Origin of the sequence: Lentzea rhizosphaerae, from assembly GCF_042649515.1 — a bacterium.
Taxonomy (GTDB): Bacteria; Actinomycetota; Actinomycetes; order Mycobacteriales; family Pseudonocardiaceae; genus Lentzea; species Lentzea aerocolonigenes.
This window is the reverse complement of record NZ_JBHRZI010000033.1, coordinates 1-7466: the sequence shown is the minus strand read 5'-3', so window position 1 is coordinate 7466 and position 7466 is coordinate 1. Positions and strand designations below refer to the sequence as shown.

General features: G+C 65.9%; 4 protein-coding genes. All 4 read left to right on the top strand.

Translation table 11 applies throughout. From position 1 onward, the window contains the following. Positions 1 to 389: 389 nt before the first annotated feature. Complete coding sequence (locus ACFOWZ_RS37370) at positions 390 to 1298, top strand: radical SAM protein (protein ID WP_382378674.1); 909 nt, start codon at positions 390 to 392, stop codon at positions 1296 to 1298. Positions 1299 to 1330: 32 nt separating this feature from the next. Continuing rightward, positions 1331 to 1732, top strand: coding sequence for a DUF6375 family protein (locus tag ACFOWZ_RS37365; protein WP_382378673.1), 402 nt, complete (start codon positions 1331 to 1333; stop codon positions 1730 to 1732). Beyond that, positions 1716 to 5708, top strand: coding sequence for a hypothetical protein (locus ACFOWZ_RS37360; protein WP_382378672.1), 3993 nt, complete (start codon positions 1716 to 1718; stop codon positions 5706 to 5708). The genes ACFOWZ_RS37365 and ACFOWZ_RS37360 overlap by 17 nt, the downstream gene beginning before the upstream one ends. A 991-nt stretch (positions 5709 to 6699) precedes the next feature. Continuing rightward, complete coding sequence (locus tag ACFOWZ_RS37355) at positions 6700 to 7410, top strand: hypothetical protein (protein WP_382378671.1); 711 nt, start codon at positions 6700 to 6702, stop codon at positions 7408 to 7410. The last annotated feature ends 56 nt before the right edge of the window (positions 7411 to 7466 follow it).

Below are 7466 nucleotides of genomic sequence, written 5' to 3'. Positions count from 1 at the left end.
TTTTTGGGCGGGGCACCAACCTGCGCGAGGTCGTCTGCACAGGGCCGGTTTTTGGGCGGGAGCACCAAAGGATGGGAACAGGGCTGACCAGCGGGTTCGTGTCGGCAGCCTGGTAGTCGCGGCGCGATTCGCGCTGTGACGTGTCGCAGACCGGCGTGTCGGGGGCGGCCGGAGGGAAGGTTCCGGGACCGCATGACGGACCAAGTCATCACTGGTGGCTTGGTTCGTCGTGCCCCGAGCATCCGATTCTGCCGACGAGAAGGGCTTTCGCCATGCGAGAGATGATCAGTGAGGTTTCTTCTTTATGACGCGATTGTGGTCGGCGGAAGCGGACGAGCCCAGGCTCAGCTCGACGGGTGCGTCGGATAAGCGGCTGACGGCGTGGCATCATGCTGACGGTGACGTGCAAGGTCCGCCTGTCCGCAGCTGGTGTTCACCTGTTTGACCGCGTCTCCGGGATGAACGTACTGCTCGACGAGGTACCTGTTCCCGCTGAGCAGTTCTCGCGTGCTCCCCGGTACCTATCCGTCGCGCTGACCAACGCCTGCGAGCTCCACTGCGTTTACTGCTACGCGCCCAAGCATGCCGCCGCGCTTGACAGGGAGAGTGTGCTGGCATGGGCGGTCGATCTTGATGCCGCCGGGTGCCTCGGTGTCGGCTTCGGAGGAGGGGAACCGACCGCGTACCGAGGGTTTGCTCAGCTGTGTTCGGACATAGCTCAGTCCACGTCTATGGCGGTGACCTTCACGACCCATGGGCACCGGCTCACACCCAAACTCGTCGAATCCCTGCGCGGGGCAGTGCACTTTGTCCGCCTTTCAGTCGACGGGGTCGGAACCACCTACGAGCGGCTCCGTGGCCGACCGTTCGCGGCCGTGGTCCAGGCGGCCGGGTTGCTCGGCACCCTCGCCCCTTTCGGCATCAACGCCGTCATCAATGCCGACACGGTCAGCGAACTAGATGACCTCACCGAGTTCGCCGACAAGATCGGCGCGTCCGAACTCCTGCTTCTGCCGGAGCAGCCGACTGCGGCGACTCCCGGTATCAGCGACGCTGACGCGCAGCACCTTGTCGAATGGGCCGCGACCGTCAGGACAGGGGTTCGGCTCGCGATCTCCCGTACCGGCCTCGAAGCCGCGATGCCCACAGCGGAGGCCATTCCAGGCGAGCACCCTCTCGACGCGCATATGCACGTCGACGCGACCGGCGTCCTGCGCCCTCACGCCTATGCGCCCACGGGATTGTCAGTCGGAAGCCTGATCATGGACGCTGTGCAGGCGTTGAGGGAGGCACCATGAGGATCTGGAACGGCTACGGCTCGGAGCACTCGATGGACCTGGTTCTGATCGGCCGATTCCAGACGGTCACCGGCGCGAAGGCAGCGGAAGAGCGCATGGCGGCCCTGCAGGCCCTCGCCGAAGACAAGTGGTCGGACGACGACTGGCGGAGCCCCGACGAGCGCATGCCTCGCGAACTCGGCCAAGCACTGGCCGAGATGAAGTTGTACGACATGGGGCGGTACGACGTCGACGTCTTCGCACTTAATCACAGCGTCACCCGCACAGCGGAGACGGTCCGGATCTGGACGGACGAGTCCGACGTTCAGGGATTCCTGAAGGTGCTTCTCCACTACGGTGCGAGGGTTGAGGTCTTCTCCCGCCACGAATGGGACGAGGACGCGATCACGCGGCCGGATGCAAGCAACCGGAGCGACGGTGGATCTGACGACTGATCTGGCACGCCTGCCCGGTGCCGCCGACCAGAACTTCGAAGCGCTCACGCGGGCCATCGTGTCCCGCCGCTACGGCGCGCTGGGCACGATGCGGGAGCGCCGGAACCAGCCCGGAGTCGAGTTCTACCTGCGTGTAGACCACGCCGGTGTCCTGGGTGATCCCGGCCGGGTATGGGGTTGGTCGTGCAAGTGGTTCATCCTCGACAGCAAGAACCGCCTGACAGCGGGCCAGCGTGATCAGATCGAGGACTCGCTCTCCAAAGCGATCAAGCATGTCGCCGGCCTGACCGACTTCGTGCTCTGCCTTCCCCAGCGGCCCGCGAAGAACGACGAGGAGTGGATCGACGGACTCGGTGGGCAGGGCGTCAGCGTCAAACTTTGGTCCACCGAGAACTACGACGCACAACTCGCCGGACACGATGAGCTCCGCTCCACCTTCTTCGGCGAACTAGCCCTCACCGCAAACGTACTGGCGCAAGCTCACAAGCGGTCTGTTGCGCCCGTCGAAGCACGGTGGATGCCACGGTTGCACACCTCCCACCACGTGGAGCACCGCATCGAACGGGCCTTGCTACGCCCGGCGCCATTCGAGTGGCTGGAGCAGCGCACAGATGACATCGCAACCCGGATCCAGGCACTGCGCGCAGCCCTCGACGGCCTCGACACCACCTTCCGCCAAGGCGCCGTCGAGGTCGCCGACGACCTGGACCGGTTCGTCGACGACCTGCGGGAGATCCTCGACGCCGGGAGGAGCCTCCGGCCCTGGGAAGTCCGCGAGCGCCTCGCCGCACAGCGGCCACCCGCAACCTCTCCCAGCGCGCTGCGACACCTGGTGCTCAAACTGAGGCAGCGTCGCCTGCCCGAGGCGCTGCTCGTCACCGGCCTTGGCGCGGAGATCCGCGACATCGTTCAATGGCTGCACGACACGCAGGCGGACACCGAAGCCCCCCTGCTCGCCGTCATCGCCGCCGCGGGACAGGGCAAGACACACCTCGCCGCGCAGATGACCTCACCTAGCGACCAGCTCACGGCAGGAGTCTTCATCCAGGGCGGAAACCTGCGCGCCGGTAACACTCTCGACGACCTCGCGCGACGGATCCCCGGACTGAAGGTCGACCACTTCGAGGACCTCCTGGAAGCGCTCAACTCAGCGGGCAACCGCGTCGGCTGCCGGATCCCGTTGATCATCGACGGCTTGAACGAAGCCGAGCGACCCTCGGAATGGAGGGCACTGCTCGCGGGATTGGCACCGGCCCTGGGCGGCTACCCCCACGTGGCGGTGATCGTTACCCTCCGCGAACCACTCGCCGACCAGGCCCTCCCCAAAGGCACGGTGCTCCTGGAACTGGAGTGGCAGCGCGCGGAAGTCGACGACATCCTCCACGTCTACTTCCACCACTACCTGATCGACCCGGCCGACGCTTGGCTGCCGATCGAAGAGTTCCACAACCCGCTGTTCGTGCGCATGTACTGCGAGGCCGCGAACCACGACCGTCGAGCGCCGGTGGGCGTGGAGGCGCTGCCTCATTCCCTCGTCGGCGTCTTCGAACTGTATCGCGCGGGCGTGGTCGAACGGCTGGCCCAGGACCCGGCCCGCATCCCGGTGCCGGCCGACCAGATCCAGCGCCGCCTCGCGGCTCTGGCGAGGCACCTGTGGACTCACAACGTCCGTCGGCTTCGCTTCGACGAAGCACGAGGAATCCTCGACACCGACCAGGCGAACTGGGACGAAAGCCTGCTCCGGCGGCTCGTAGAGGAAGGAGTGATCTTCCGCGAGGAGATCAAGGGTTCCGACGACACTGAGTGCGGCTTCGTTTTCGACCGCCTCGCCGGATACTTGATCGCCGACGCGATTCTGGTGCGCATTCCCCCTGCGGAGGTCAACGAGCAGCTCGCGGCGGCGGCTCTCTGGCAGTCCCTCCTGGGTGACCAAGCGCACCCCCTCGGCGAGGACATCCTCATCGGTCTCATCTCACTGCTGCCACGCCGCTTCACCCGGCACCACCTGTGGCGCGTCGCCCCAGAGGAGCACCGTTCGTTGGTGCTCGCCCAGGAACTCGACACCGAGTCGGACTTCCTCGACAACGAGACCGTCGACGCGCTCAAAACCGCGCTCGTTACCGCGCAACCCAGCAAGAGGAACGGCCGATCAGTATTCGGTCGTCTGTGGGAGATCCGCAGGTCCGCCCCGCACCGCCTGAATGCCGTATTCCTCGACAGCGTCCTGCGCCAGCTGCCCCTTCCCGAACGTGACCTGCGCTGGACCGAATGGGCTCGAGTCCAGGCTCCAGATCGACTGACAGCAGACCTGGAACGCGCGATCCACAGGTGGTCCGGAAGCAGCGATCGCGCCGAGAGTGACGACCTGGACGCACTGGCCATCGCCTGGCTGCTGACTTCCACCGACTTGAGCATGCGGGACCTGGCGACCAAAGCCCTCCAGCGCTACGGCCAGCCAGAACCCAAGAGGCTGTTCGACCTCGCCACCCGGATGCTCGACGTCAACGACCCCTACGTCGTCGAACGCATCGTCGCCGCAGCGTTCGGCGCCGCTAGCACCCACCAGATGCCCGACCCTGGCGGACCGCTCGAACGCGCCCTGCGAGACTGGCTGGTACATCTGCGCGACCGATTCCTGGACGACGGGACCACGCCCAGCTCACACGAGCAACTACGCGGCTACGTACGTGCCACCTATGAATTCGCCAGCGCTCTCCACCCCGCCGCCGTCCCGGACGGTGTCGATGCCTTTGCGCCTAGGTTCGCCGCCGTGGCGCCCGCTGAGGTGATGGAGGACGACGACCCCAACGCCAACGAATGCGACCGCACCTTCGGCTTCGACTTCGAGAACTACATCATCGGGGCCGCCATCAACGGAAGAGCTAACCACGACTACAACCACCCCGACTACCGCAGGGCCCGCGCCGAGGTCATGGCTCGCGTCTGGGAACTGGGCTGGCGCGAGAAGGACTTCGGCAGCGTCGACCAATCCATTGCCGCGAGCGCTGAGCGGCCTTACAGCACCAAAAGGAGGGTAGAGCGGTACGGCAAGAAGTACGGCTGGATCGCCTACCACGAAATGGTCGGCCGCCTCGTGGACGTCGGCCGCGCACCAGCCCCCTTCGGGGACGCAGAACGCCTTATGCCCGACATCGACCCGACCTTCCCCGCCAGGCCCCCGGTGGCACCCATGTCCCTTCCGCTGTGGGCGCCCACGGAGCCTACCGACGACCAGACCTGGCTTACCTCGGGGACGGTGGCCGTCCCGGACCATCTGTGGTCACCCAAGGAGATCCACGGAGTGGACGGCGACTGGCTTCTGGTCGAGGGATACCTGGACCACCGCCACGACGGGCGGACGGTGTTCGGGTTCTTCCGCACCCTCCTGCTGAAGCCGGAGGACGTGGAGCCCGCTCGGCAGCTCGCCAGCGAGCGCCAGTATCCAGGAAACCATTTCTTCCCTCCGCTGCCGGTGGTCCGCGACGTGCTGGCCGCCGAGATGCCTTGGAACCCGCGGTTCGAGCTGACGGTCGACGACGATGATTCGGGCGCTTTCACGCACCCAACGCTGCGTGGCGACTGGCAAGGCGACGGCATCGGGTTTGGCCAGGTCGCCGTGGACTTCTCTCCCGACAGTACTTCGGAGATCGGGCTCGGCGGGGGCTACGACGTGCCGTCGTTCGAGTTCGCCGCCCGGTTCGGCCTGCGTCAATTGCCCGGCACCGTGGACCTCGTGGGCCTGGACGGCCGACGCGCCTCCGCAGTCTTACGCGCGGACAAGCCCTGGCGCGGCCATTTGCTTTACCTGCGCCGCGATCTCGTCGACAGCTTCGCCGGTGATCGCCGGATCATGCAAGTGGCCTGGGGCGAGCGAGAGGTTGCCACCGACTGGCACTCTGTTCCTTCCTGGATGCGCGCGGTGCACCGCAGCTACGCCCACATATGGCGGCACCTCCGGACGCTTGGGGCGGATTAACGCCGTGCCGTGAGCCGCCCCGGAGGGTTCTGGATAGCAAGACATAGGCTATGCCGAGGAGTGAGCGTTCGAACCCTCGGGTGCTCGTGCAGTGAGAGCGGCCGATATGCGGCCAGAGCGTTTTCACCATGTAGGAGATCGACGGACTGGAACTCGCTGGCAGCGGTGTGACCGGGTCGGTGCGCACGATCGGCCGCCTCATGGCCTGCCTCGGCTTGAACCGTCCAGCGCGGCGGAGTACAGCAGCCCTCGCCGGTTCCTCGGGCCTGACCCAGCGAAGAGCGCAGCTCGTGAGATGCAGTTGCCGCGCCATTCATCGGAGGTCGAGGTTTATCGGAGGCCAGTGGCGGCGGCATCCCCTCCTTTCGGCTGGTGATCTCGGTACATGCCGCCGCCCTGGCCGGACCTCGGGGAGGGCACCACCCTGCGCGAGATCGTTGTGCGGAGGGCCGGACCTCGGGGAGGGCACCACCCTGCGCGAGATCGTTGTGCGGAGGGCCGGACCTCGGGGAGGGCACCACCCTGCGCGAGATCGTTGTGCGGAGGGCCGGACCTCGGGCAGGAGCACCAAAGGAAGGGCACAGGGCTGACCAGTGGGTTTATGCTGGGAGAGTGGTGGTGGAGGCATCGTTCGGCCTATCCGCGTCCGAGTAGCGGCCTGGGGACGTGTCGCTCGGACCCGTCCCCCTGGCGCGTTCTCACTCCATCCGAGTGACAGTGGGAGTGCCTTGAACAATCAGGAAGGCGCGGAGTCGCGGGGCTCGCCGGTGAGGTCTTACGGGAGCCACTCAGGCTATGCGGCGTGCGCCGCTGTTCGCTGCTTCAGATGCATCTCGCGATCCGACAACAGACACTCGCTGCCGGGACGGATAGGTGAGAGTGCAATACACCTCTTGCATGGTGCTGCGCCCTGCGGTGTGGTGGATAGGCACGAAGGTACGGCCGCGAAAACCATGACGTAGGCATCTCCTGGCGGCCGTACGATCCCGTCGTGGATAGCCCAGATGATGTGCCTACCTCCGCCTTGCTGCATGTGCCAGCGTGGTTCTGGGGCAAGGCGCCGGCGCGGTTTCTTGAAGAGGCAGGGTTCGAGGCGCGGCCCGTTGATCGCGCGACCAGCACCTGGCGGCTGACAACCCAAGAGCGGTACCGCAACCAGCGTCCTCGACTAGTAGCGCTCGAACACCTCGCCGGTCCCGGCCATGGCCAACCGCGGTTCGACCAGTTGACGGGCTCTGCCAGCGGGCCAGACATGGACTATCTCCATGACGCAGGCCTCATTCAGGCTGAACTCAAGAAGCGCGGCGAGCGGGCCGAACTGACTCACGCCCCCGTCGACCTGTTTGCCTTCTGGACGCTCCAAACTCAGGTGATGCCACGCGCACAGTTGCCCGAGGCGGTCCGCATCGCCTTCGAGGGCTTGACCGATATCCGACTCGCGGAGGACAACTCGGTTCGCCCATTCGAGCATGCCGGTGTACATGTCGTGCGGAGGTCACCGGCGCTTTTGCATCGCGTGAAGATGGTGAGCATCCTTCTGCGCATGGAGCACGATGAACGGCTTCGTGCGGGTGACATTAAGCATCTCAATCAGCCGGGCCAGCGCGGTGACAGGCTCTTTGGCGCCTCCGAGCAGTTGTATGACGGTACCTACGTCCTCGATGCGTACCTCGGTCCGTTGTGGGGCGCGCTGACGCCGTGAGGTTCACCCCGAACGGTGGACAGGGGCGTAAGAAGTTCAGGCAGCTGCTCGGAGTG